Annotated in this window: 13 protein-coding genes; 10 read left to right on the top strand and 3 right to left on the bottom strand. The window is 69.7% G+C overall.

The genetic code is table 11. The annotated features are described in order from the left end of the window. Nucleotides 1-345 precede the first annotated feature (345 nt). From KY572_RS33095 to KY572_RS33080, 4 genes are all read left to right on the top strand, one after another. Nucleotides 346-2,193, top strand: coding sequence for an Ig-like domain-containing protein (locus KY572_RS33095; protein WP_224247654.1), 1,848 nt, complete (start codon nucleotides 346-348; stop codon nucleotides 2,191-2,193). Between the two features lie 47 nt (nucleotides 2,194-2,240). Continuing rightward, nucleotides 2,241-3,779, top strand: coding sequence for a PEGA domain-containing protein (locus KY572_RS33090; RefSeq protein ID WP_407660039.1), 1,539 nt, complete (start codon nucleotides 2,241-2,243; stop codon nucleotides 3,777-3,779). Nucleotides 3,780-3,796: 17 nt separating this feature from the next. After that, nucleotides 3,797-5,212: an IgA Peptidase M64 gene (locus KY572_RS33085; protein WP_224247652.1), complete on the top strand. Its 1,416-nt coding sequence runs from the start codon at nucleotides 3,797-3,799 to the stop codon at nucleotides 5,210-5,212. 123 nt (nucleotides 5,213-5,335) lie between these two features. Continuing rightward, entirely contained in the window at nucleotides 5,336-9,481 is a 4,146-nt protein-coding gene (locus KY572_RS33080) for a lamin tail domain-containing protein (RefSeq protein ID WP_224247651.1), read from the top strand. 94 nt (nucleotides 9,482-9,575) lie between these two features. Here KY572_RS33080 and KY572_RS33075 read toward each other — a convergent pair whose 3' ends face one another. Continuing rightward, entirely contained in the window at nucleotides 9,576-10,121 is a 546-nt protein-coding gene (locus KY572_RS33075) for a hypothetical protein (RefSeq protein WP_224247650.1), read from the bottom strand. A 272-nt stretch (nucleotides 10,122-10,393) separates the two neighbouring features. Between KY572_RS33075 and KY572_RS33070 the strand changes: the two genes are divergently transcribed. The 5 genes from KY572_RS33070 to KY572_RS33050 all read left to right on the top strand — a co-directional run bounded on the left by KY572_RS33070 (nucleotide 10,394) and on the right by KY572_RS33050 (nucleotide 18,296). Continuing rightward, a complete protein-coding gene (locus KY572_RS33070; protein ID WP_224247649.1) occupies nucleotides 10,394-11,953 on the top strand; it encodes a methyl-accepting chemotaxis protein in 1,560 nt (519 codons plus the stop codon). 1,341 nt (nucleotides 11,954-13,294) lie between these two features. Next, the gene (locus KY572_RS33065; RefSeq protein ID WP_224247648.1) at nucleotides 13,295-14,338 is read left to right on the top strand and encodes an ARPP-1 family domain-containing protein; all 1,044 of its coding nucleotides are present in this window, start codon (nucleotides 13,295-13,297) and stop codon (nucleotides 14,336-14,338) included. A gap of 152 nt (nucleotides 14,339-14,490) precedes the next feature. Continuing rightward, on the top strand, nucleotides 14,491-16,323 hold the full coding sequence (locus KY572_RS33060; RefSeq protein WP_224247647.1) for a sigma 54-interacting transcriptional regulator: 1,833 nt from the start codon (nucleotides 14,491-14,493) through the stop codon (nucleotides 16,321-16,323). Next, nucleotides 16,320-17,564, top strand: a complete 1,245-nt coding sequence (locus KY572_RS33055) for a serine/threonine-protein kinase (RefSeq protein WP_224247646.1) — start codon at nucleotides 16,320-16,322, stop codon at nucleotides 17,562-17,564. The genes KY572_RS33060 and KY572_RS33055 overlap by 4 nt, the downstream gene beginning before the upstream one ends. 111 nt (nucleotides 17,565-17,675) lie before the next feature. After that, nucleotides 17,676-18,296 carry a hypothetical protein gene (locus KY572_RS33050; RefSeq protein ID WP_224247645.1) on the top strand — a complete coding sequence of 207 codons (621 nt, stop codon included), beginning with the start codon at nucleotides 17,676-17,678 and terminating at the stop codon, nucleotides 18,294-18,296. 28 nt (nucleotides 18,297-18,324) lie between these two features. On the opposite strand, the gene KY572_RS33045 is transcribed toward KY572_RS33050, so the two are convergent. Together KY572_RS33045 and KY572_RS33040 are read right to left on the bottom strand one after the other, a co-directional pair. Continuing rightward, nucleotides 18,325-21,960 (bottom strand): two-component regulator propeller domain-containing protein, encoded by a 3,636-nt coding sequence (locus tag KY572_RS33045; protein ID WP_224247644.1) that lies wholly within the window; start codon nucleotides 21,958-21,960, stop codon nucleotides 18,325-18,327. Between the two features lie 402 nt (nucleotides 21,961-22,362). Then, a complete protein-coding gene (locus KY572_RS33040; protein WP_224247643.1) occupies nucleotides 22,363-23,949 on the bottom strand; it encodes a hypothetical protein in 1,587 nt (528 codons plus the stop codon). A 99-nt stretch (nucleotides 23,950-24,048) separates the two neighbouring features. Between KY572_RS33040 and KY572_RS33035 the strand changes: the two genes are divergently transcribed. Continuing rightward, the gene (locus KY572_RS33035) at nucleotides 24,049-24,729 is read left to right on the top strand and encodes an RDD family protein (protein ID WP_224247642.1); all 681 of its coding nucleotides are present in this window, start codon (nucleotides 24,049-24,051) and stop codon (nucleotides 24,727-24,729) included. The last annotated feature ends 43 nt before the right edge of the window (nucleotides 24,730-24,772 follow it).

Here is a 24,772-nt window from a genome sequence, read left to right as displayed (position 1 = left end):
CGCCCAAGATGGCGACGGCGATCGGTAGCGCACCTCGTCAAAGGCCGCTGCCCTGGAGGGCGAGCGGGAGAGCAGGCTGTCGCCGCGTTGGCGGAGAGTCTCTGCCCGTGGACTGAGGGTCCGGATTCCGAGACCCGTAGGGGGCAAGTCCATCCGCCGTAGCGGGTCAGTGCCTGGTGGGGGAGCATGGGACCCAACAGGTCTGAAATCAGCGGGCAAGCCCCGAGAAGGACGAGGTTTCCGGGCTCGGCGAGGAGGCAAGTTGTACAGGGCGCAGAGCCGCTGCTATCTCGGACCCGCCTGTCCGGTGGTCGACGGAACACTCCCTGCAATCAGGTCTGCCTGATGATCCCCACCAAGCCCCTGCTCCTCTCCGCCGCCGTCCTCCTCACCGCCTGCATCAAGCTCCCAGAGGTCGAAGATCCTCAGGCCCCATCTGATCAAGAGCCTGATTCGGGCATCCCGCCGAGCCTGACCCTCACTCTGACCACGCCGACTGGAACGACGTACACGAACGGCACAGTGAGTGTTCAGCTCCAGGTGCAGGGAGACACGCCGGAGCAGGTTGAGTTGCTGGTAGATGGCCAACCGCTGACCACATTGGCGGCGCCTTACAGCTTCAACTGGGACACGAGTTCTGTAACGGAGGGTTCGCACAAACTGGCTGCGCGCGCTCGACTCGGGGACAAGACCTTTGCCAGTGAAGAGCGCGACGTGGTGGTGGACCGGACTCCCCCACACGTGGTGTCTCGCACCCCGACTCCGGGGGCCCAGGATATCTGGGTGCGCCAGCCTATCCAGGCGACTTTCTCCGAGCCACTGAAGCCTGCCTCGGTCACTACGGCGTCAGTCCAGTTGGCAGTAGGAGGAACCGAAGCACCTCCTCAGCTCTCGCTGTCTTCGGATGGCAAGACACTGACGGTCACTCCTGCCGGACGTCTCGAGGTACCGAACACAGTCCAGGTCACCATCACGAACGGGGTGACAGACCTCGCAGGCAATGTGTTGAATCTTCCAGCCAGCATCTGGTCATGGAGTCTACCTCTCTCGTTCCCGCTAGGAAACTTGAGCGCCATTCCGGGCAGCACTGACGCGCACGATCCATCTCTCCAGGCAGATGCATTGGGCAGACTTTATGTCTCCTGGCAAGAATGGCCGAGCGCCAGCCCCTACGACCGCACCATCCATGTCTTTGGATTAACAAACACTACCTGGGAACCCATTGGTACCCCCATCGCATTCACGACCATAATCCCCGATACCAAGCCTGACCCTGGCTATGTCTTCCGCCTGGACTCGATGGGCAACCCTATCATTGCTTGGTCACAAGAGGATGAGCAAACAAGCGGCTTCTCGGTCAACACCTACATCAAACGCTGGAGCGGCAACCAATGGGTTGACTTTACTTCCAGCCCCAATGCCTCTTTAAGCAACAAACCCAAGACCACTGCATTCACACTTACACTCGACAGTACGGACAAACCGTTCCTCGGATGGACGTTCGCCGACACGACGAACTCCGAGCACTCTCCGCTCACCGTTTGGAACTGGGTCGGAAGCAGATGGGTGGCTTATGGAAACGAGGTCGGCACCAACCTACCCTCGCCTTTCGAACCCCTCAAACTTCTCCTGGATGCTACGGATAAACCCGTGGTGGCATGGACCGAGGGCGACATCTACGTGCGCCGTTGGACGGGTGGTGATTGGTTGCCCGTCGGGAGTGCATTAGGGGCCTTCCCTGACAGTACAGCCGCAGGCCTGGGGGACATGCTTCTCGATGACTCCGACAATCCCATTGTCGCATGGAGAGAAACGGATGGCTCGACAACATGGGGATATGTCGCCCGCTTCACTGGAGGTGGCTGGCAGCTGCTCGGAGAACCCTTGAGTGCCGTTCCCGGCACCACATCCATCTTGGCCCCACGCCTGCAACGAGATCCTGAAGGCAACCTCATTGTTGCTTGGGCAGAGTATTCTCGAGCAGGACTAGATGCTCCTCTTCAGATCAACCTGAGACGCTGGACGGGCACTGCATGGGCGACCATCGGCTCTCCCATCGCTCTGAGTCAGGAGAACGTAGACTTTCTCAACATCTCGTTTCTTCTAGACCGGTCTGGGAATCTATATCTTGCCTGGCCGGAGAAGACTGGCTCAACGGCTAAGAGTATCCGTGTCCATCGTTACAACTACTGACTTTATCGCGCTGTCCAATCTGCAAGGTCACAGCACAGAGATCTTCCATGACCATGAAATTCATTTCGCTCCTTTGCGTTTTTGCGTCTCTTGGCGCTCAGGCGGCACCGCGGCGGTTGGTGGTGGCCAGCGGCGAGTGCAAGGACGCCGAGCTCAGCAGCCAGGCCCGCGCGTTCCATGAGGCCCTCAAGGCCCGGCAGGACCAGGACGTCATGACTCCCGCCGCCTTCAGTGAGCGCCTCTTCCCCGCTCCCTCCGGGAGCTTCGAGGACCTCCAGCGCCAGCTCGATGCCGCGCAGGACCAGTTCTACGAGGCCCGCTACTCCAAGGCCGAGCAGGCCATCAATGACGCCCTCAAGGAGATCTCCCGCCTCCCCGTCGGTGATGCCCACTGGCAGCTGTATGCCAATGCCCAGCTCCTCCACGGCCTCAACTACCGCTCCATGGGCAAGGTGAAGGAGAGCGACACCGCCTTCCGCAACGTCCTGCGCCTCAAGCCCCAGTACAAGCTGGATCCCGCCCTCTACGCGCCCTCCATCCGGCAGGCTTTCGAGAAGGTGCGCGGCGAGCTCGCCAAGGCCAAGAAGGTGAAGCTTGCCGTGAAGTCCACCCTCCCCGCCTCCGAGGTCTACCTCGATGGCCTCAAGGTCGGGCAGACCCCTCTCACCCTCGATGTCGCCGCCGGCACCTATGACATCACCGTCGTCAAGGGCTCCGCCGTCAGCTTCCCGCGTCAGATCCAGGCGCAGGGCCCTGACACTCCTGTCCTCGTCGACCTCGCCTATGAGGGCTCCGTCGCCGCCACTCCCTTCCCCTGCCTCGCCTCCAGCGACAAGTCCGATGAGCGCACGCTCAGCCATGCCGTCCGTCTCGGTGGCACGCTCGGCGTCGAGGAGGTCATCGTCGTGCGCCTCGAGACTCCCAGCAGCGGGCCCAAGTGGTTCGCCGCCACTGTCCTCAACGTCGAGGGCGGCCAGAAAGTCCGCGAGGGTGGCTTCAAGACTCCAGGATTCGATGCGCCCCCGGATGCCCTCGCCGCCCTCGTCGACTTCGTCACCACCGGCAAGGCCCAGCCCAACCTCGTCGTCCCCAGCACCAATGGCAAGGCGCCTTGGATCCAGCCCGCGGGTGACGCTCCCGTGGCCTCTTCCTCTTCGTCCGGCCTGGATGTCTCGGCCCCCGACCGTCTCCCGGAGGGCAGCCTCTCCTCCAGCGCTCCCCAGCCGCGCTCTGGCTCCACCTCGGGCCTCCGCGTCGCTTCCTATGTGGCGCTCGGCGCCGGCGTCGCGGCCCTCGGTGGCGCGGGTGTCGTCCGGCTCATGGCCCAGAAGGATCTCGATGCCCTCAATGACCGGCTCAATGGCAGCGGGCGCATCAACGCGGGCGACACCGAGGCCATCCAGCTCCGCAACTCGCTCGCCTCCAAGGGCAACCTCCTCACCGGGCTGCTGGTCGGCTCCGGTGCCGCGATCGCTACCGGCGCCGTGCTCTTCGCCCTGTCTCCCTCGAGCACCCCGCCTCCCGTGAACGTGGGCGTCTCCGCCACCCCTCAGGGAGCCTCCGCCTCCATCTCCGGCTCCTTCTGAGCCTAGAGTGCGCCCCCATGCGCTTCCTGCTTGCCCTGGTGCTGGCCACCAGCGCCTCCGCCGCCACTCCTCGCACCTTCCGCGTCGACTACTTCCACACCGGTAACGCCACCGAGGAGCGCTTCAGCCTCGATCGGCTCGTCCTCGAGCCCCTCCCCTGGCCCGGCAATCCGTCCCGTCCCATCGACGAGACCAACCTCGGCAAGTACCTCTTCGAGGTCCGAGACCAGGCCACCAACCGTCTCCTCTACTCGCGCGGCTTCGCCTCCATCCATGGCGAGTGGGAGACCACTCCCGAGGCCAAGGAGGTCCACCGCACCTTCCACGAGTCCCTGCGCTTCCCCGCTCCCGAGAAGCCCGTCCAGGTCCTCCTCAAGAAGCGCGACGCCCAGAACTCCTTCCGCGAAATCTGGTCCCTCGTCGTCGACCCCAAGGACCTGTTCGTCGATCCCTCCAAGCCCCCCTCGCCCGGTCCGCTCCTGCCGGTGCTCAAGAACGGTCCTCCCGAGGAGAAGGTCGACCTGCTCATCCTCGGCGACGGCTACACCGCCCAGGAGCGCCCCAAGTTCGAGAAGGATGCCCGCCGCCTCGCCGACATCCTCTTCACCTTCTCTCCCTTCAAGGAGCGCAAGGCCGACTTCAATGTCTGGGGACTGATGCCTCCCGCCGCCGAGTCCGGCATCTCCCGCCCCTCCACCGGCCAGCACCGCCGCTCGCCCGTCGGCGCCACCTACGATGCCTTCGGCAGCGAGCGCTACGTGCTCACCTTCGACAACCGCGCCTTCCGAGACGTCGCCTCCTTCGCGCCCTACGACGTCGTCGAGATCCTCGTCAACGGCAACACCTATGGCGGCGGAGGCATCTTCAACCTCTACGGCACCGTGGCCGCCGACAGCCTCTGGTCCCCCTACGTCTTCGTCCACGAGTTCGGTCACCACTTCGCCGGCCTCGCCGACGAGTACTACACCTCCGACTCCGCCTACCTGCCCGCCGAGGATCGCCCCGAGCCCTGGGAGCGCAACGTCACCGCGCTCAAGGATCCCGCCACCCTCAAGTGGAAGGCGCTCCTCTCCCCCGGCACCCCGCTGCCCACGCCTTGGGACAAGGAGGCCTACGAGGCTCACGCCCGCCAGGTTCAACAGCAGCGCCGGCAGATCCGCGCCGAGCGTCGCCCCGAGTCCGAAATGGATGCGCTCTTCACCTCCCAGCGCGACTGGGAGGAGAAGTTCCTCGGCTCGCAGAAGTTCGCCGCCAAGGTGGGCGCCTTCGAGGGCGCCATGTACGAGGCTCGCGGCTACTACCGCCCCCAGGTCGACTGCGTCATGTTCACTCGCGATCGCGTCCCCTTCTGCTCCGTGTGCCAGCACACCCTCTCCGAGGTCATCGATCTGTACGCCGGAAAACCAGCGAGGTCCGGCGCGCCCAGGCCCTGAAAACCGGCCTTGCCTGCTTCTCCCGTGTGACAAGCCGATGGCGCGCCGCGCCATCCATGGACGGCCCTTCCAAGGCAGGTGTAAGGGTGACGACACCCGATTCAACCCTTGGAGGGGTGTTTCATGTTGATGCGCAGCTGGGTCCAGGCGCTCTGCGCCGCCGTGTGCGTTCTGGCGCTCACGGGATGTGGCGACGAGTGCGTCGATCAGTTCGACTGTAGAAACAAGAAAGGCGCCCCGCCCGAAGGCAAGGAGTGGGTCTGCACCGACGAGAACAAGTGCGAGGCTCGGGACGAGACGGATCCCGGCGGCGACAAGGAGTGCTCTCCCGCGTGCGCCACCGGCGAGATCTGTGACATCAGCGGCGCCCAGGGCGTGTGCCGCACCTGCACCGCCACCGTGGGCTGCGCCGCGCCCCTCTTCTGTGACACCGCGGCCAACGGCGGCAAGGGCCTCTGCAAGTCCTGCTCGGACACGGCCACCGGCAACGGCACCGACCAGGGTTGCTCGGCGACCGCTCCGGTCTGCGACACCTCGGCCAGCAATGGCGCCGGCGTGTGCAAGGCCTGCGCGGACTCCGCCCAGGGCAATGGGACCGATGTGGGCTGCTCCGACGCCGCTCCCGTCTGCGACACCGCGGCCAACAATGGCGCCGGCGTGTGCAAGGCCTGCACGGACACGGCCACCGGCAACGGCACCGACCTGGGCTGCGCCGACACCGCTCCGGTCTGCGACACCGCGGCCAGCAATGGCGCCGGTGTCTGCAAGGCCTGCCTGGACTCCGCTCAGGGCGATGAGACCGACCTGGGCTGCGCCGACACCGCGCCCGTCTGCGACACCACGGCCAGCAATGGCGCCGGTGCGTGCAAGGCCTGCACGGACACGGCCACCGGCAACGGCACCGACCTGGGCTGCGCCGATACCGCTCCCATCTGCAACACCTCGGAGGCCAACGGCGCCGGCGTGTGCCGCTCCTGCGTGGACTCCGCCCAGGGCAATGACATCGACCTGGGCTGCGTCGCCACCGCTCCGGTCTGCAACGCCTCGGCGGCCAACGGCGCCGGCCAGTGCAAGTCCTGCATCGACTCGGCTCAGGGCAACGGCACCGACCTGGGCTGCTTGAACTCCGCCCCCCTGTGCGACGCCGCCGCGAACAATGGCGCGGGCACCTGCAAGGTCTGCGAGGACTCGGCCTCCGGCAATGACACCGACCTGGGCTGCTCGGCGACCTCTCCTCTCTGCGACCCGACCGCCAACAATGGCGCGGGCGTCTGCAAGAGCTGCGTGGACTCCGCGTCCGGCGCCACCACGGACCTGGGCTGCTCCGCCGCCGCGCCCCTGTGCGACGCCACGGCGGCCAGCGGCTCCGGCATCTGCAAGCTCTGCCTGGATACCGCCGCCTCGGGCAACACGGACCTGGGCTGCTCCACGCCGACCTCCCTCTGCGACCCGAGTGGCAACGACGGCGTGGGTACCTGCAACGTCTGTGTGACCAGCACCAACGAGGGCTGCCCCGGCTCGCAGACGTGCAACGCCACCGGCACCGCCTGCGAGGGCTGCGCCGACGACACCTCGTGCACCAACGCCTCCACGCCCATCTGCAAGCCGCCGCCTCCGGTGGCCGTCTGCGTCGAGTGCATCAACGACTCCCACTGCACCGCGCTCCGGCCCACCTGCAACACGGCCACCAACTTCTGTGGCTGCACCAGCGACGCGACGTGCGCCGCCGCTCCGGGCAACACCGACTTCTGTGACACGGCGGCGAACAATGGCCGCGGCGAGTGCAAGGTCTGCGTCGACTCGGCTCAGGGCAACGACACCGACACGGGCTGCTCCGCCTCCGCGCCTCTGTGCGACGCCTCGGCGGCCAACGGCGCCGGCGTGTGCAAGGCCTGCGTCGACTCTGCCACGGGCAACGGCACCGACCAGGGCTGCTCCGCGTCCGCTCCCGTCTGTGACGTGACGGCCAGCAACGGCGCGGGCGTCTGCAAGGCCTGCGTGGACTCCGAGTCCGGCACCACCACGGACCTGGGCTGCTCCGCCGCCGCGCCTCTGTGCGACGCCTCGGCGGCCAATGGCTCGGGCAGCTGCAAGCTCTGCCTGGATACGGCCGCCTCGGGCGGCGCGGACCTGGGCTGCTCCGCTCCGGCCTCTCTCTGCGACCCGGCGGCCAACAACGGCGTGGGCACCTGCAACGTCTGCGTGACGGCCAGCAACGAGGGCTGCTCCGGCTTCCAGACGTGCAACGCGACCGGCACCGCCTGCGAGGGCTGCGCGGATGACGCCTCATGCACCAACGCCTCCACGCCCATCTGCAAGCCGCCTCCCCCCGTGTCCGTCTGCGTCGAGTGCCTCAACGACGCCCAGTGCACCGCGACCCGGCCCACCTGCGGCACGGCGAACAACTTCTGCGGCTGCACCACCGACGCGGCGTGCGCCGCCGCCCCGGGCAACACCGACTTCTGCGACACGGTGGCGAGCAACGGCAACGGTGAGTGCAAGGTCTGCGTCACCGACGCGAACTGCGCCGCGCTGGATCCCACCCGCCCGCGCTGCGACGGCCAGATGGCCTGCGTCCAGTGCCGCAACAACAGCGACTGCTCGCTGAGCCAGGTGTGCGACACCAGCAAGACGTGCGTCACTCCGCCGGGCGCCGATCCGGTCACCACCAGCGGCCAGATCCAGGCGTTCATCAACGCGCCCGTGGGCACGCTCAGCCCGCCGCGCACCATCGAGAACGCCTTCGTCACCTACATCAAGCCCGCGGTCGGGGATGCCGCCGCCGGAGACGTGGCCGGCTTCTTCCTCCAGGCCCAGTACAACGGTCCCGCGATGTTCGTGGAGGCCGACCCCTCCACGCTGCAGGTGGGCGACCGCATCACGCTCACCATCGCCGAGAAGGTCGAGTACTCCGGCAGGGTGCGCGGCGGGAAGAACGTCTCCGGGCTGACCATCGTCGCTCGGGGCTACCCCGTGCAGAACCTGTACACCGCCACGCCGGCGGGGCTCGCCGTCGACGTCTCCACGGCCTCGGACCTGGTGACGGGCGTCGATACGTACTTCGGGAAGATCCTCCGTGTGACGGGGACGATGTCCGGCAACTTCTCGGGCGCCGGCACCGCTCACCTGGCGGTCAACTTCACGACGGCGGGCATGCCGAGCGGGACCCTCCCGCGGCTGCGGCTGCCCACGACGTTCGTCAGTCAGTACGAGCTGCAGGACACCTGCACCTTCACGCTCGACGTGGGGCCGATGTGGAAGTTCGCCAACGCCACGTCGACCCAGGCGCAGCCGTCCGCCTACGGCATCGGCGACTTCTCGGCCCTGACGTGCCCGGCGCCCAAGCTGAACACCGCGCGGGCCGTGAGCAGCACCGAGGTCTGGCTGACGTTCAACCGCAAGATGCTGGCGTCGAGCCTGCAGGCGGCTGACTTCACCATCGGGTCGCTCACCGTCACCGCCGTCAGCGGGGATGGCTCCAACGTGGTGAAGCTGACCACCACCCCGCAGACGACCGGTCAGACGTACACGGTCACCGTGGCGGGCGAGGTGACGGACCTGCTGGGCACGCCGGTGGATGCGACGGCCAGGACCGCGAGCTTCAGCGGCCTCGGGCCTCCGCCTCCCGGGCCGGCGCTCGTCATCAACGAGATCGACTACGACAACGTCGGGACGGACAACGCGGAGTACTTCGAGCTCTACAACCGCGGTGGCGCCGCCGCCCCCCTGAGCGACGTCATCGTCCTGCTCGTCAACGGCGATTCGCCCGCGGACAGTCCGACCGCCCAGCGCAAGGAGTACCTGCGCTTCCCCTTGTCCGCGGTCACGGACGCGGGTGGAAACGCCGTGACGTCGCTGGCGCCCGGCGGCTACATCCTGGCGGCCTCGGCGGCCTACTTCGCCAGCAATCCGCCTCCCGCCTCCGTCCTGCGGCTCGTCATCGCCAACGCAACCGGCGGTGGCACCGACATCGTGCAGAACGGCACGGGCGATGGCATCGGTCTGCTCCAGGACTCGACGGGCACGCTGATCGACAGCGTGTTCTACGAGACGGCCACTCCGCCCGCTGCTCTTCAGAACCCTGTGTTCCGAATCACGACCGGAGCGGGTGAGAAGTTGTTGAACTTCGTCGAGGGGACTCGTACTACCGCCGCGGATTCCAACTCGGCGGCCGGCTCGCTCCAGCGCTCGCCGAACGGCCTCGACACGAACAACAACGACGCCGACTTCCTGTTCCTGCCGGCCACACCGGGCCAGCCCAACCCGTAGTTCCGGGCTGAGCCCCACGGCGCATCCGTGAGGACGAAGGGCCGCGGCTCCCAGGGGTCGCGGCCCTTCTCTTTGCGGGACTCCGCCGCCGCGGCTATCTCGGCAGGGGCTGGGTCAGGGCACCCTCGCCCCGTGCCTCCGCGGCCGAGGCGGCCGGCGAGCGGATCAGCTCCACCTCGCGCGCCACCCACTCCCCCTGCTCCACGTCGTAGGCGACCCGGACCTCGGCCCCCTTCTCCACCCTCCTCCGGCTCACCTCCCGGTCTCCCTGCCGGAAGCGCGTGTCATCCAGGACGCGCACGTCCCGCTCCACCCCACCGGTGTCCCTCACCAGCAGCTCGTCATCCCCCACCCAGACGACCAGGCCCAGGGTGCTCGCCGCGGGCTGAGCCCTGCCCGAGCCGCCATGCGCTGACGCATCGCCGGGCTCAATCTCCGCCCGGAGATCCCTCCGCTGCGCCTGCAGCTCTTCCGGCTCGGGCAGCTTCTCCCGCGAGGCGATCAAGTCCCGCAGCACCAGCGAGCGGGCCTCACGCTCACGGGCGCTCGGCGGCCCGTCCGCGTCCCGACAGGCAAACCCCAGCCCGAAGAGCCCTCCAGCGACTCCCACAATGACCGTCCATCGACGCAGGCGGTGCATCACGCCGGTTCCCCTTTCCTGTGTAGCCCAAGCTCCCCCTTCGGCCTCCCCTCTCCTGACCGTAGGACTCCCCAACTCCATTTCTCAACATGGGGACATCCCGAGCCCGGGTGAATCCATCGGTGGACGTCTGGCCGCTCCCTCCCCCCAAAAGCCGAGTGGCGGAAGCTCCAGCCCTCCCCTGCCTGCTCGCCCCTGTCCTGCCACTCCAGGCGTACACGGCGTCCGGTCCCTTCCCGAAACATCCAACCTATTGGATACTGTCGGTGCCCATGATGGACTCCGCTCCGCCCTCATCCCAAGCGTGGTCCGCCTACGCCTCCTTCCTCTGGGAGCAGTGGCCCCAGCGGACGCAGCGCCTGGGGAGGACCGCCCTGCTGGGTAGTGTGCTCCTGCTGCTGTCGGATGTGCTGAGCGTGAGCCTGGGAGCCGTCAGCGCCCCTCAGCCGCTGACGATCATCGTGGGCGCCCGGCTGCTGTGCCTGCTGCTCCCGGTGGCCCTGCTCGCGGTGCTGAACAACTTCCCGGAGTGGAGGACCCACCCCGGGCCCGGCGTGGGGATGACGGGCGCGTGGCTCGTCGCCAGCCAGGCCGCCTTCTACTGCGCGGGGACCCAGCGCTCGCTGCCCCATGCCGCCCTGCTGATGTGGAGCGTCTTCTTCGTGCCGCTCATCCTGCCGCTGCGCGCCCAGGCGCGCGGCATCTTCTATGCCTTCGTGGTGACGAGCTACGCGGTGCTGGAGCTCGCCCTGGACGCGGCGGCGCCCCTGACGCCGCGCATGCTGGGCATCGCGACGCTGGCGGCCCTCACGGTGTGCGTCGCCTGGTCGCTCGAGCGCGTGCTGCGCTCCCTGCGCCAGCACTTCTTCCTCAAGCGGGAGATGGGCTCGACGGTGCGCGAGCTGGAGTCCTCCCACTCGCGGCTGTGCCAGGCCGCCGAGACGGCCTCCGCGCTGGTGGAGAAGCTGCGGGGCTCCACGGTGGGGCTGTCCGAGGAGTCGTCTCGCGCGCTCCGGGAGATGGCGCGCATCGTCCAGGTGAGCGAGCGGGTCGCCACGATGACCCAGGTTGCCTCGACGCGCGCCTCGGGCGCCGGGAACATCGTCGCCCAGGCCAGCGGGCACACCGAGCGCATCGACGCCGAGATGGCGCACGTGGAGCGCGGGGTGAGCGAGATCGGCCAGGCCATCGGCTTCACCGAGGTCAGCTTCCAGGAGCTGGAGGCGCACACCCGGCACATCGTCGAGTTCACGGAGACCATCCAGGAGTTCGCCAACCAGACGGATGTCCTGGCGCTCAATGCCGCCATGGAGGCGGCGCGCGCGGGCGAGGCCGGACGAAGCTTCGCGGTGGTGGCGCGCGAGGTGCGCCGGCTGGCCGAGGCCTCCAAGGACAGCTCGGTGAAGGTCCAGGAGGTGACCCAGGGCATCCGCTCGCAGCTCGACTCGGCGCTGCAGGGCATGGGCACCATCCGCGCCAGCACCCTCCAGTGCGAGAGCAGCTCCATCGATGCGCGCCGGACGCTGGAGAACATCCAGCAGATCGTCACCGAGCTCCAGAAGCTGATGGGCGCCGCGGTGACGACGTCGCAGGAGCAGGCCGACACGACGCGCGCCATCTCCACCGGGGCCGTGCAGCTGCAGCGCATCATCCAGGCGCATGCGGAGATGATCGAGGACGTGTCCCTCACCGCCGAGCAGCTCGCACGGCTCGCCGGGGAGCTGCGCACCCTGCTGCCCTGGAAGGACGCGCAGCCCCAGCCCCAGGGCTCCCAGGTCCCGCCTCCCGCGGCGGAGGGCTCGCTGCCGAGTGCCCACACGGCGGTGGCCTGAGTCGGAGCTCAGGGCCCTTCGCTCTCCGTTGCCGTCCGACGGCGATCAAACCGGCATACCCAGGGCTCGTCGGCTCGGAAGCGCCCACAGACGTAACCCGGCCCGCAGGTATCTGTCTCTTCAGGATTGCAAGGCCTCTGGCAATAAGTGCGGTGGCAGATGCGCCCCTCCGGGCAGGAGGGCCTTCCCTCTCCACACGGTTGAGCGCACTCCATCCACGCTTCGCCCGGGCGCTCCTCCTTCTGGAGGACCACACATTCCTTCCCTGAAGGACAGTCGGATTGCCGGCAGTTGACTCCATGCACCACCGCACAGACGGACGCTCCTCGATTGAAGGAGACACAACCCTGACCATCCGGGCAGCTTCGCTCCGCGCACGTTGGCAGGCACAGAGGCCCGGGTGACACGTCCGCACAGAAAAAACCTTCCGGGCAGTCCCCGAGTGCCGCGCCCTTGCAGGGCCGACCACACCAATCCGCACCACAGAGCAAACCCGGCCCGCACGCTTCTTCCTTATCGCTCGGAATGCTCACGCATCTCTGTCCTTCCTGGCGGATCCCCACCGGGAGACATGCGCGAACCCGAGGACCTTTCACGGTCCGGAGCACCTGGCAGGAGAACCCTTCCCGGCACTGCGTATCGGAAACACACTCGCTGTCGGTGCAATGCGACTTGAAAAGCGCGGGAATGGGGAGACATCCCAGAGGGGGCTCACACTCCTTGCCCTTTCCGCATTCGCGCTGATACGTCGCGAGCCTCAGACGCTCCTCCATTGAGAGGACCGGGCTGACAGGAATCGCTTCCTCGACAGGAAGGCGAAGTCCTTCCCATGCGGCATAGGCAGCGATGATGATCAGCGGCACCGAGAGGAGCAGTCCCGCAAGCAGCCCCAGCAGTGCGCGCCTCGTCACTGACGGCACCTCCTGAGGCACTCCTCCATGTCGGCCGCCTCTTCGCAGAACTCTTCCACGTCTTGCGCCAGCACCGGGCAGTCGTAGTCCATCGGCGGGCGCGCTGTTTGCGTGGCGTCCTTGTGGACAGCCCGGTCGATGGTGCCTCCTCGACCGAAGGCATGCGGACACCCCAGCGTGCCTACCATCAACAGCGCAGCGGCCCAGAGGGGCTTCAACGGAGCAGTGGATTCCAGGGGGCGAGGCCTCATGGCGGAGTCCCTTCCTTGGACCATCATAGTTCGATCCACCTCCCAGGCAGGCCCCCTCCCTCCGGCTGTCACATGGCGTGACAGACCGTCATGCGGCGTTACACGTCCGCCGGGCCCTCCCGAGGGAGCAGGGCTGGCACGGCGCCTTGCATGGGGAGTCCTCGAACCCGGAGGTTCCCATGAAGCGCACCCTCGCCGTCCTCGCCGTTCCCCTGCTGCTCGTCTCGTCCCTGGCCATCGCCCAGAGCATCCTCAATGCCTCCCAGGCGCCCATTGCGCAGGCCCAGCACTCCCCTCCCTCCGCCGCCGCGCCCGCGCCGCAGGAGCATGCCTCGGACTTCAGCCTCGGGGATTTCGAGGCCGGGGAGCCCGTGCTCGCCTACAACCTCGCCGTCATTCCCCTGCACACGCGCAAGGGCCCGCCCTACGACGACTACACCGTGCTCGAGGAGGCCCAGGCCGCGCGCCAGGTCGTCATCAGCGAGGTGGGTGAGGGCGGCTCCGTCCCCGAGCTCGCCGTGCGCAACCGCGACACCCGCCCGCTGTACCTGCTCGGTGGCGAGGTGGTGCTCGGCGGCAAGCAGGACCGCATGGTCCAGTCCGACGTCGTGGTGGACGCCGGCGAGCGCCGCCGCGTGCCCGTCGTCTGCGTCGAGCAGGGCCGCTGGAACGGGAAGGACCTCACCTTCCAGCCGGGGCTCGCCGTGGCCCACCCGGACCTGCGCCGCGCCGCCCTCTTCTCCGAGCAGGGCGCCGTCTGGGGCGAGGTGGCTCGCAAGTCCGAGGCCTCCGGCGTCTCCAGCCCCACCGGCACCTACCGGCGCGTGCTCCAGGACGCGAAGCTGCGCGCGCGCATCGGCCAGTACCTCGACGAACTCCAGGCGAAGCTGCCGCGCGACGAGCGCATGGCCGGCCTGGCCGTGGCCATCAACGGCGAGCTGGAGGTGGTGGACGTCTTCGACAGCCCCAGGCTCTACGGGAAGCTGGAGCGCAAGCTGCTCGCCTCCTATGTGCTCGCCGCGCTGGAGAAGCAGCCGGGCCGCCCGGAGAACGCCGAGAGCGCTCGCGCCAAGGCCCGCTCCCTCAAGCACAAGGACATCGACGACTTCGTGAAGGGCTCGGGGCCCCAGGCCCAGCCGGCCCAGCAGGTGCAGAACAAGGTGTTCCGCTCCAAGGGCAAGGCCATCCACGGCACCTTCTTCGGGTCCTCCGAGAAGAAGTAGCCCCCCATCCGCCACCGAGGAGCCCATGGCTGGCACCCTGCCCTCCCTGCTCGTCCTCCTCGTCGCCCTGGCCGCCAGCCTGGCCTCCCTGGTTGGTGGATCCCGTACAGGCTGCTCCCCCAACCCCCCACGACGCCCCGGTAGCCGTTAGTATGCTGGCCGTGGCGAGACTGGTGGCGATGTTCGGCCCCTGCCGGGGCATAGCGCGAGAGCTGGATTCCCCCCTCATCGTGGGCAGGGCCGCCGAGGGCGGGCTCCAGCTCCTCGATGACAAGGTCAGTCGGGAGCACTGCACCATCGAGCCCATTGGCCCCGCGGGCCATGTGCTCAGGGACCTGGGCTCTCGCAATGGCACGTGGCTCAACGGCCAGCTCCTCAAGGAGACCACGCGGCTGCGCCCCGGAGACCACATCTCCGTGGGCGAGAGCGTCCTGGTGTACGAGCCCTCCTTCGAGGCCCTGCGCGCCCGGGACGGGGAGTCCACCCTCGTGCTCACCCGCACCCGGCCGGAGACGGCTCGCAGCGGCATTCCGCCGACCTCGGAGGCGCTCGCGCGCGCCGGGGAGCTGGCCCTGCGCGCCGCCACCGCCTCCTCGCCCGAGGCCGCCGCGGGCCTGGTGCTCGAGGCGCTCGACTCGGCGCTGCGGCCCACGGCGCTCACCGTGCTGCGGCTGGCCCCCAATGGCATGCTGCACCCGCTGCTGGCCCGGCCCGTGGGCTCCCACGTGACCCTGAGCCGGGAGCTGGTGAATGCCGCGCTGAAGCTCGGCCGGGCGCTGGCCATGCCCGAGGCCCAGGCCCGCCCCGAGACGGACAACCTGCTCACGCGCGTGCGCCAGGGCGATGCCCACGTCCTGTACGCCCCCCTCTACACGGGAGGCGGCCCGGCCGGCGCGCTCTGCATCCTGCGAGACACCGCCTTCTCCGATGACGAGCTGGCCCTGGCCGGAGCGCTCGCCGGAGCCGCGGGGCCCTCGCTCTGCCCGCCGCCCGAGCCGCACATCCCCAGCACCCTCACCTACTCGTCGCCCGTGGCCGAGAGCAACGCCATGCGCGAGGTGATGCGGCTGGTCAACGCCGCCGCGCAGGTGCAGTCCACCGTCCTCATCACCGGCGAGAGCGGCACCGGCAAGGAGGAGGTGGCGCGCGCCATCCACACCCTGGGCACCCGCTCGAAAGGGCCCTTCATCGCCGTCAACTGCGGCGCCATCCCCGCCGAGCTCGCCGAGAGCGAGCTGTTCGGCCACGAGAAGGGCGCCTTCACCGGGGCGGTGAATGCTCGCGCCGGCGTCTTCGAGCAGGCTGACGGCGGCACCCTGTTCCTCGACGAGGTGGGGGACCTGCCCGCGGCCCTGCAGGTGAAGCTGCTGCGCGTGCTGCAGGATCGGCTGGTGCACCGTGTGGGCGGGCGCGCGGGCGTGCCGGTGGATGTGCGCGTGATTGCCGCTACCCACCGCAACCTCATCGAGGCGGTGCGCGCGGGCAACTTCCGGGAGGACCTCTACTGGCGCCTCAACGTGGTGCGCATCCACCTGGCGCCCTTGAGGGACAGGCCCGAGGACATCCTCCCCCTGGCCGAGCGCTTCCTGGCGCGCATGGGGCCGCAGCTCGGCCGGCGCGCCACGGGCTTCACGGACGAGGCTCGTGCCGCCCTGCGCGCCTGTCCCTGGCCGGGCAACGCGCGCCAGCTGGCCAACGCCATCGAGCGCGCGCTCGTCCTCAAGGCGCCGGGAGACCTCATCGGCCTGCTGGACTTGCCCCCCGAGGTGGTGGCGCCCGAGCCCAAGCCGATGACGGGTGGGAACAGCGCGCCCGCGCCCGGTGTCACACTCGCGGACGTGGTGCGGACGGTGGAGCGTGAGCACATCGTCCTGGCGCTGAAGCGGGCCAAGGGCGTGAAGTCGACGGCCGCCGAGGCGCTGGGCATCTCCCGGCCGACGTTGGACCGGAAGATCGAAGAGTACGGAATCAACCTGTTCGAATGAACTTTCTCTGCCCTGCCTGCCGCACGCCACTGCCCGGAGCGCGAGCCGCCGTCGTGGCGACGTGCAGCGGGTGTGGGGTGGAGGTGGACCTGGCCCGAGTGGAGACGGCGCCCGGCACGGCGCGCCTGTCGCCCGAGGTAGATCTGTCCGGCGAGCAGCTCGGGGGCCTGTCCCTGAAGCGGCGGCTGGGCGCGGGCGGCATGGGCACGGTGTACGAGGCCGAGGGCGCCCTGGGCCCGTGCGCGGTGAAGGTGCTGTCCGCGATGGTGGCGGCGGATCCCTCCGTGCGCGCCCGCTTCCGCCGCGAGGCCGAGGCCCTGCGGCGCATCGAGCACCCCGCCGTGGTGCGAGTGCTGGCCGAGGGCGAGGAGCGCGGCTTCTGCTGGTATGCGATGGAGCGGGTGGACGGGCCGGACCTGCGCGCGAGGCTGGCGGAGGGGCCCCTGCCGGCGGCGGAGGTGGAGGGGCTGGCGCGGCGGGTGCTGTCGGCGCTGGGCGCGGCGCATGCGCGTGGCTTCGTCCACCGTGACGTGAAGCCGAGCAACCTCCTGCTGGCGAAGGACGGCGTGAAGCTGTGTGACTTCGGCATCGCCCGCCTGGATGGGGCCACCACGCTCACGGCCTCGGCCGCGCTGATTGGCTCGTTGCGGTACATGGCGCCCGAGCAGCAGCGGCTGGGCCGCGCGGATGCGCGCTCGGATCTGTATGCGCTGGGGCTCGTGCTGCACGAGGCGCTCGCGGGCGGGATTCCCGATGAGCGGCCCCTGCCTCCCGGTGTGCCGAGGCGGCTGCGCACCCTGCTGTCACGGCTGCTGGCCGAGAAGCCCGAACAGCGGCCCGCCAGCGCCGAGGCCGCGCTGAAGCTGCTGGAGCGTCGCATCCCCGTGGGAGCGCTGAGCGTGGGCGGCGCGGCGGCCCTGGCGCTGGGAGCATTCCTGGTCTTGGGGCCGGGACGCTTGGCCCTTGTCTCCACCGCGGGCGACGACCCGAAGGAAGCCACGGAGAAGAAGCTTGCGACGAAGGAGCCCGCGACTTCGAAGGATCCGGAGCCGCAGCGAAAGCTCCCTGTCGAGCAGAGCGCCCAGGCCGCGCCGCCGATCCAGGAGAAGTCAGCGAGGCTCGAGGAGCCCCGGACGCAGAACCAGGGCAAGACGGTCCCGGTGAAGCTCGACGTGGCCCCCCAGAAGATGCGCTCCAAGAAGCCTGGCAAGGCAATGGAGCCCCTGCCGGGCAAGCCTTGAGCACACGCCGCCTCCTGTCTCCACACCTGTTCGCAGGCCCAGCCGAGATTGTGCCGCGCCTCGAGTCACCATTCGGCGGTAGCCTCTCCCGCCACACAGGAGGAAGGGTCGATGCGGTGGCTGCTCATCATGCTCGCCGTGGGTGCGGCGGGAACGGCGGGTTACCTGGGGACGCTGGGCAAGAACTCCTTCTCCGCCTACTCCAGCGAACAGCTCGACATGCTCGAGCGCGAGATGGCTCAGCAGCTGGAGTCGGCGGGCGCTCCCTCGCGCTCGCTCAAGGCCTCCGCGAAGCAAGCCGAGCAGCTGGAGCGACTCACCGGCAGCCAGCAGCTCCTCCAGCAGGAGCGGCAGCGGCGGCTGTTCTTCTTCATCGCGCTCGGCGTGGCCGGCGTCGCCGCCGTGGCCTCCTTCTTCGTCCGCGGAGGCGCGTCCTCCTCCCCCAGCCTCCGCGGCTCGAGCGATGAGGACGCCCGCCTCCTCGCCGCCGTGGGCGACCCGGCCGTGCTCCGCGAAGGCGCCCGCCAGAAGGCCGCCTCCCTGCTCGGCGTCTCACCCGATGCCCCGCCCGCCGTCATCGAGGCGGCGCTCCAGGCCCAGCTCCAGCAGAGAGACCCCTCGCGCCTGGATGGGCTCGCGCCCGACCTGAAGCAGCTCGTGCTCCAGCAGCGCGAGGAGCTCGTCCGCGCCAGGGATCTGCTCCTCGACAAGAAACCCGCAGGTGGCTCCTAGGGCTGAGCCGGCGCCCAGCCCTCCGCGCCTACGCGGGTGTACCCGAGGACGCGCCGCGCGCCTTCACCACCCACTCGCGCACGCGCTCGCGCAGCTTCTCCGGCTCGAAGGGCTTCTCCAGCCGCGGGTTGGGCACCCGCTCCAGGAAGGTCTGCGCCGCCGGCGTGTACGCCCCGCCCGTGACGAAGACCATCCGCTGCGCCCGCTCCGGCGCCGCCGTCGCCAGCTGCGCGTGCAGCTCCATCCCCGTCATCTCCGGCATCATCAGGTCGCAGAGGATGACGTCGTAGCTGCCCTCCGGAGACATCAACATCTCCAGCGCCCGCCGCGAGCTCACCACCACCTCCACGTCATGCTCGCGCGACAGCGTGCGCCGCAACGCGGAACTCACCAACGGATCATCATCCACCACCAGCACCCGACCTCGCATCAACACTCCCTCCTTGGACTCCACTGCTCGCGCCGGCTGGACCACCGTCTCCCCGCGGGCCACTGGCAGCGTGACCCGGAACATCGTTCCCCGCCCCACCTGGCTCTCTACCTCGATCCGGCCCCCCATCGAAGTGATGAAGGCATGGCATAGCGCCAGCCCCAGCCCCGTGCCTACCCCTACCGGCTTCGTTGTGAAAAATGGGTCGAAGATGCGACCCACCACTTCCGGGGGGATACCACTCCCCGTGTCGTGGACCTCCGCCGCCACCCGGTCCTCACCCACACGCCGGGTGACAAGGCGGACCTCGTTCTGCTCGGGCCGGCCCTCCGGCAGCGCCTGGGCCGCGTTGATGATGAGGTTGAGGAACACCTGCGCCAGCCGTGCCTCGTTGCCCTCCACCCGGGGCACCTCCGCGTAGTCCCGGAGCAGCTGGGCCCTGGGGCGCAGCTCACCCGCCGCCAGCTTCGCCGCCGAGTCCATCACCGCCCGCAGGTCCACCGGCCCCCGTGTGTCCTCGTCCTGCCGGGAGAACGTCTTCAAGTCCCGGACGATGCGCCGCACCCGGTCCGCCCCCATCAGCGCCTCGCGCAGCACCTGCTCCATCTCCCGCAGCCGCTCGCGCACATCCTCCGGCCCCTCCTCCAGGCGCCGCATCAACCCGCCCGCCTCCTCGCAGGCATGCTCGAGGTTGGACACGATGTAGGACAGCGGGTTGTTGATTTCATGCCCCACACCGGCGGCCAGGGTCCCCACCGCCGCCATCTTCCCCGCCTGGACGAGCTGGGACTGGGTGGCGCGCAGGGTGCGCAGGTTCGCATCCAGCTCCTGGTTGGCCCGGGCCAGCTCCTTGGTCCGGTCCTCCACCCGGGCCTGAAGCCAGCGCTCGCGCTGCTTGAGCCGGCCCACCCGCCAGCCGTAGCTCACCGCCGCCACCCCTCCCACCCCCAGCACACAGAGCAGGTAGAACCACACCGTCTGGTGGAACCACGGCTGCAGCGTCACCTCGAGCACGACCCCCGGCTCGCGCCACAGCCCCTCCCGGTCGGCCACCATCACGTGGAAGCGGTAGGTGCCCGGTGGCAGCCGCGTGTAGGCCACCGTGCGCCGGCCCTCGGCGTCCTGCCAGTCGTCGTCGAAGCCCTCCAGCCGGTAGCGCACCGGCACGCGCTGGGGGGCCTGGGGCGCGAAGACGGTGAAGCGGATGTCCAGGTCCTGCCGGCCCGGCGCCAGCTCCAGCCTCGGAGCCAGGGGCACCCGCTGGCCATGCACCCGCACCTCCTGGAGGCGCACCTCGGGGGGGTGGCGCTCGAGCCGCTCGTCCTTTGGATCCACCGCTACCGCGCCTCGCAGGGTGGTGAACCAGATGCGCCCGTCCTGCGTCCTCCAGCCGGACGGCTGCGAGCCCCCGTTCGTCTCCGCGCTGCGCAGCCCGTCCCGCTCGTCGTAGCTGCTGGCCCGCACGCGCTCGCGCCGGCCGTCGGCCACCTCCTCCAGCTCGCGCCGGCTCACCCGCGAGATGCCCTTGTTGCTGCTCATCCAGAAGAAGCCTTCCGCGTCGGGCAGCAGGTTGAAGATGCTGTCGTCCGCCAGCCCCTGGGCCGAGGTGATGCGCGACACCTTCCCGTCCTTCAGGCGCACCAGCCCGGTGTAGGTCCCCACCCAGAGCGTGCCGGGCGGCTCCGCGTACAGGGCCATGATGGTCTCGTGGTGCAGCGCGGCATCCGTCATCCGCGTGAAGGTGCCGTTGGCGTAGCGCACCAGCCCCGCGTGCGTGCCGAACCAGAGGGTGCCCGTGGCGTCCTCCAGCATGGAGATGACGGCCTCGGCCACCGGGCCCTGCTCGGGCGTGAACACGGTGAAGCGGCCCTCGTGCATGCGCACCAGCCCCGAGGAGGTGCCGAACCACACATCCCCCCGCGAGTCCGGGAGGATGGCCCACACCAGGTCCAACGGCAGGCCGTTCTCCCGGCGCAATTGCGTGAAGCGCTTGCCGTCGTAGCGGAAGGCCCCGTGGTGAGTACCCACCCACAGCGTGCCGTCCGAGCCCTGGGCCAGCGAGCGGATGTTCTCGTCCTCGAGCCCCTCGGCCGCGCCCACGCGGGTGATGCGCCCGTCCTTCATCCGGTGGAGCCCGCCCCCCAGCGTGCCCAGCCAGAGCGTGCCGTCGCGCGTCTCCAGGACGGTGCGGACGAGATCATGCGACAGCCCCTCGGGCACGCCGTAGGGGATGAAGGGGCCCGCGCTCAGGCGGTTGAGCCCTCCATCCGCCGTGCCCACCCAGAGGTTGCGCTCGGGGTCCTCGAAGATGGAGTACACCCGCGTGCCCGACAGGCCCTCCTTCGGCCCGAAGGCGGTGAAGCTCCCGGCGGTGTGGCGGTACAGGCCCGTCTCGTGGCCCACCCACAGCACCCCGTCCCGGTCCTCCCACAGCGCCGATACCTCGTAGCGCGGAATCCCGTGCTCCGGGCCGTACCAGGTGAACTTCCCGTCCCGCAGGGCGAGCAGCCCGGAGTACGTGCCCACCCACAGCGTGCCGTCCCGCGCCGCCCGCAGGCTGCGCACCCGCGAGTCCGTCCCCGTGGGCAGCACCACGGCCTCGAGCCTGCCCGCGGACAGCCGCGCCAGCCCCTCGCGCGTGCCGATCCACAGCGTGCCCGTGCCGTCCACGGCCAGCGCCTCGACCTGGGAGCTCGGCAGCCCGTCCCGTGTCGTGAAGCGCCTCCGCGGGCCTTCTCCCACGAGGGGGACCTGCTCCAGCCCCAGGGAGGTTCCTACCCACAGGGTGGAGCCCTGCAGCGCGAGCGCCTGCACGTTCACCTGCCGCAGATCGCCCTCTTCCGGCAGGCGCTGGAAGCGGCCCTGCGCGTAGTGAAGGATGCCCTTCTTCGTCCCCACCCACAGCCCGCCGGCCCCGTCGTCCAGGAGCGTGCGGATGCCGTGCTCGCTCAGCTCCAGCGTGTTGTGCCGATCGAAGACGGTGAAGTGAGCGCCATCGAAGCGGACCAGCCCCTCGAAGGTGCCCAGCCACAGGTAGCCATCCTGGGTCTGCTGGAGGGCGAGGACGGTGTTCTGCGGCAGCCCGTCCTCGTTGCGCCACGCCTGGTGGCTGTACTGGGAGAGGGCGCGGTTCGGCTCCCGCCCGAGGCTCGGCGTCCCCGCGAGCAGCAGCAAGAGGACGCACGGAGCAAGCAGGGCTCGGAGCCCGGGACGCCTCTGGCTCCACGTAGACATGCGGCTCCAGTGTCCAGCAAACCCACCCCGCCACCAAGGGGCAATCACTCCCCGGCGGCAGCAACGAGAGACCACCTGCCCCCTTGCCCGCCCCCCCTCGCTGCTGCCGCCGGTTCGCGCGCCGGAGCAGGCCCCAGGTCCATCTGGACCCGCATGCCTCCCTCGCCTGGGCCTCGCGTCCTCACTCCGCGTGAGCGCCGGGTCCGAGACCGCGGTCCGCCGGATCCTCCGGTTCGAATCCCAGGGTCGCGCCACCCGGTGAGCGTGGCTCCCGCTCCGTGCTGACAGGAAGATGGGGCGTGTCGCGGGAGGCGACCACTGCGGAAAGTCGACAGCGGGCTACGACTCCGGCTGTGGCGGAGCGAGCCGGGAGAGGCGGTCTGCTCGCATGCCCGAGCCGGCTCAGGGGTGGCGGGAGCCGGGGGGTGGCCGAGCGGACAGCAGCACCGTGAAGCCCTGGACGCGGCTGCGCTGCACGGCCTTCGCCACGTCCTCCAGCGAGGCGTGCTCCGTCACGGTGAGGTGCAGCACGCTGCCTCGCTCGACGAAGGCCTGGGGCCCCTCATCCTCCCTGGCGAGCTCGAGCACCTGTGTCGCCTTCGTCCCCACGGGCACCTCCGAGAGGGTGACGCGCGGCTCGGCGCCCAGCTCGCCCACCCATGTGCCCGCGGACTGGAAGGCGCTCGAGTGGAGCATGGGCAACAGGATGACCCGGACGGTCCCCGGCGTGGACCGCAGTGCAGTGGCGGCCTGCTGGAGGAAGGGCGAGGTTCCCGACAGGGCGGCGGCCAGTCTGGGCGCCTCGGATTCGGGGGCACGCGTGCCGACGAAGCAGAGCGTGGTCAGCTCCATCTGCGTCGCCAGGTCGATCAGCCTCCGCAGCTCCGCCACCGGGAGGCCCGCATCCACGGCGAGCTCGAGCGAGGGCGGAGGCTCGCCCTGGACGGGCTCCTGCCGGGCCAGGTGCGCCACGGGCTCCCGGAGGAAGTCCATGAGGGACTTGTCGCCCGCGCTCCAGGGCACCTCGCTGCCTCCGGGCCGGGAGAGCCCTCGCGCCGTGGCGATGACGTCCACCCGGGAGATGCCCTGGTCCGCCCCGAAGGGCAGCAGCCTCAGTCCGGAGAGCACCGCGGGGCGCTGGGAGGCCTGCTCCAGAGCCTCGCTCATCCGGGCCATGGGGCGGCCGTCCGCCCACAGGATACCGGCCAGGACGACGGCGAGCGGCAACAGGGTGAGCAACGCCGCGGGCTCTCTCGGCCGCCGCGGCAGCTTGCGTGCGCCCAGCGCGAGGCCCGCGAGGACGAGGCCCACGCCCAGCACGGGGCGCAGCAGCCGCGAGACGCGCAGCGACTCGGCGCCCGCGAGGAGCACGGTGAGCTGGTCCGCCGGATTGACGGTGGCGGTCGCCACGAGCACCCGGGACAGCTCCCCCGACTCGAAGGCGGCCAGCGCGCCGAGGAGCGCCACCAGCAGCACCACGCCGGCCTCGAGCCTCCGGTCGCCCGGCCTCGAGTCCGCGCGCGTGGCCCGGGCGAGGAAGAGCGCGGCCGCGGTGGCCAGCAGCAGCGTGGCGCTGGACCATGCGCCGAGCAGCCGCGCGCAGAGCAGCTCACCGGTGCCCTGGAGGAGGAGGACGAGCCGGCTCTCCTCGGAGGCGCTCGCCATGGCCGCGATCGTGCTTCGAGCGCCTTGCAGCGCCCCGGACAGGCCCGCCAGCCAGGGCACCGTCGCGAGCACCACGGGCACCACCCCGGGCACGTTACGCCCCGCGGTCACGAGGAAGAGGACGAGCGCCAGGGCCACCGTGCACCCCAGGCAGAGCACGCCCATGAGGTGGATGGAGCGGCCGGCCATGCCGAGGGTGCGCGAGAGTCCGTCGAGCCCTCCGAGCCACGCGACGAGCAGCGCGGCGGACACGGCCTGCAGCCCCAGGGGCAAGCTGCCGCCGAGCAGTCCAGGGAGGAGGCGTGGCTTCCGGGGCGCGGACATGGGCCTACCGTATTCGGTTCGCCCGGGTGATTCACGGCGTCACTTCACACCATCTCCCACCCGGACCGATTATGCTGGCGCGCAAGGAGCCGTGGGCGGATGAGCGAAGGGGCGCTGTTCGGATCACAATTCTCACCGGCACACGTCCGGTTCCGTCTCCGCCTGTGGTCCGCGGACCTGCTGGACCTGGGGACGGCGGCCCTGCTGGGCTGGGGCGCGGCGCGAGCGCTGGACTGGGAGCAGTCCCTCGTCCGGATGCTGGCGGCCATGGTCTGCGCGTGGGTGCTCATCTCGGTGGTGGGCGGGGTGCGCGGGTGGACGCTGGGACGGCGCCTGTTCGACGTGCGGCTGGTGAACGCCGAGAGCCAGCCTCCGGGCCTGCCGGTCGCCTTCGCCCGAGCCTTCACCGCGCTGCCGGACATGCTGATGGCGCCGCTGCTCCCCTCGCGCCCGCTGGACCGGGTGCTGCGACTGCACGGCGAGCGGCCCGGGCTCGGGCGCAAGGCGTGGGTGCTGGGGCTGGGCCCGCAGCTGCCGTGGGTGGCCGCGCTCGCCCTGGCCGCGTGGTTCATCACCACGCCCACGCGCAATGAGACCCTCGTCTTCCTGGGCAGCAAGCTCACCGGCTGGAAGTGCTGCCACGGCTACAAGCAGCACGTGGGCACCTGGATGTGCCGGCGCTCACTGTCGCGGCTGGCTCGGGAGATCCAGGGCCAGCACCCAGAAGCGCTGGAGCTCCAGCAGGAGTGCCCCGAGGTGGCCTCGCGCCTGAAGCACTGAGTGCGCGAGACCGGTACCCAACTGGTATGACAAGCAGACCAGT

The organism is Hyalangium gracile, assembly GCF_020103725.1.
GTDB classification, from domain to species: domain Bacteria; phylum Myxococcota; class Myxococcia; order Myxococcales; family Myxococcaceae; genus Hyalangium; species Hyalangium gracile.
This window is presented reverse-complemented; position numbering and strand designations above follow the sequence as displayed.